This window comes from Mesorhizobium sp. M7A.F.Ca.US.007.01.2.1, from assembly GCF_003998165.1.
Lineage (GTDB): Bacteria > Pseudomonadota > Alphaproteobacteria > Rhizobiales > Rhizobiaceae > Mesorhizobium > Mesorhizobium ciceri.
On the sequence record NZ_RZQP01000431.1, the window covers coordinates 1 to 2,167 of the forward strand.

The 2,167-nt window shown below is 64.4% G+C and carries 2 protein-coding genes; one reads left to right on the forward strand and one right to left on the reverse strand.

Features of this window, described 5'->3' with window-relative positions:
- On the forward strand, positions 1–1,476 hold a 1,476-nt coding region (locus EN949_RS34730; RefSeq protein WP_164782659.1), incomplete at its 5' end, for a M3 family metallopeptidase.
- 164 nt (positions 1,477–1,640) lie between these two features.
- Here EN949_RS34730 and EN949_RS34735 read toward each other — a convergent pair.
- A partial coding sequence (locus tag EN949_RS34735; RefSeq protein WP_164782660.1) for an MlrC C-terminal domain-containing protein occupies positions 1,641–2,167 on the reverse strand: 527 nt, incomplete at its 5' end.

Below are 2,167 nucleotides of genomic sequence, written 5' to 3' on the forward strand. Positions count from 1 at the left end.
GATGAAGCCGACCTTGCCGGCCTGCCGGACTTCGTGAAAAGTTCCATGGCCGAAGCGGCCGAGATACGCGGCCAGAAGGGCCGCTATGCCGTCACTCTGTCGCGCTCGATCTATGAGCCGTTCTCGACCTTCTCCGAACGCCGCGATCTGCGCGAGATCGCCTTCCGCGCCTTCACCATGCGCGGGCAGAATGGCGGCGCCACCGACAACACGAACGTGGTGCGCGACATGCTGCGCCTGCGGGCCGAAAAGGCAAAGCTGCTCGGCTACGCCTCTTTCGCCGCGCTGAAGCTCGACGACACCATGGCCAAGACGCCGAAGGCCGTGCACGCGCTGCTCGATCCGGTGTGGGAGAAGGCGCTTGAGAAGGCAGCAAGCGACCAGATCGAATTGCAGCGCCTGGCCACCGCAGCCGGCAGCAACGAAAAATTCGCTGCCTGGGACTGGCGCTTCTACCAGGAGAAGCTGCGCGCGGAGAAATTCGCCTTCGACGAGGCGGAACTGAAACCTTATCTACAGCTCGACCGGATCATCGACGCTTGCTTCGACGTGGCGACACGGCTGTTCGGCATCACCTTCGAAGAGAAAAAGGGCATCGCGGCCTGGCATCCGGACGCCCGCGTCTTCGTGGTGAAGAATGCCGACGGCAGCGAGCGCGGCCTGTTCCTGGCCGACTATTTCGCCCGGCCGTCAAAGCGCTCCGGCGCCTGGATGAGCGCGCTGCAGTCCGGCTACAGGCTCGGCCACGGTGCGAGCCCGGTCATCTACAACATCATGAACTTCGCCAAGCCGCCGGTGGGCGAGCCGGCGCTGCTGTCGGTCGACGAGGCCAAAACGCTGTTCCACGAGTTCGGCCATGCTTTGCACGGCATGCTGACCGACGTCACCTGGCCCTCGGTTTCGGGCACCTCGGTCAGCCGCGATTTCGTCGAACTGCCTTCGCAGCTCTACGAGCACTGGCTGACCGTGCCGGCGGTGCTGGAAAAGCACGCGCTGCACGTCAAGACCGGCAAGCCGATGCCCAAGGCGCTGCTCGACAAGATGCTGGCCGCGCGCACCTTCGGCGCCGGCTTCGCCACGGTCGAATTCACCGCCTCCGCCTTGATGGACATGGCCTATCACGCGCGGGCGGAGGCGCCTGAAGCGCCGCTTCGTTTCGAAGCCGAAACGCTTGCAGAACTGCATATGCCGGACACCATAGCCATGCGTCACCGCACCCCGCATTTCGGCCATGTCTTTTCCGGCGAAGGCTATTCGGCCGGCTACTATTCCTACATGTGGTCGGAAGTGCTCGATGCCGATGCTTTTGCCGCCTTCGAGGAAACCGGCGACCCCTTCAACCCGGCGCTCGCCGAGCGGCTGCGCAAGAACATCTACGCCGCCGGCGGCTCGAAGGATCCGGAAGAACTCTACACCGCCTTCCGCGGCAAGATGCCGTCGCCGGAAGCGATGATGGCCAAGCGCGGGCTGGCGTGATTGGCTTTCCCTTCCCCCCTTGTGGGGGAAGGTGGATCGGCGCGTAGCGCCGAGACGGATGAGGGGTGTTCCAGGAAATGCCAACGCCTCACTCCGCTGGAACACCCCTCATCCGACCTCGCTTCGCGAGGCCACCTCCTCCCACAAGGGGAGAAGGGAGAACCCTACACCTTCCAAGGATCCGTCACCCTCGGCCACACCGGCCTTGTCAGCTTCTTGTAATCGGTCACCGCCGGATTGCTGGGATACGAACTCGGCGCCGAGACATAGATGATCTCGGCGGCGATCGGCTCGAAGCCGGCGTAGAAATGATTGGTCGACTTGATCAGCAGCATGTCCTTGGCTAGCGGATCGACGCCGATGTTGGAAAAGATATCCGGCTCGAAGGTCTGCGTGCGGTTGGTGTTGAGGATGATGTCGACCTCGGTGCCTTCGAGGCGGACCAGCGCCGTCGGCCCAAGCGTCACCCGGCTTGGCCCGAAACTCTGCCAGCCCTCCGCAACCGCCTTCAGCACGCGCACGCGCGCATCGATCGGCTCGCCGGCTTGCGGCCCGGCCTTGCCGCCGAAGCGCAGGTCGATGACTGCGCCCTCGCCTGCCGCCAGGCAGAAGGTGACCGCGATCGGATCCCAGATGGTCGCGACGGCGAACCTGTCCAGGCCACGCGCCAGCATCTGGCGCAGCACGAAGG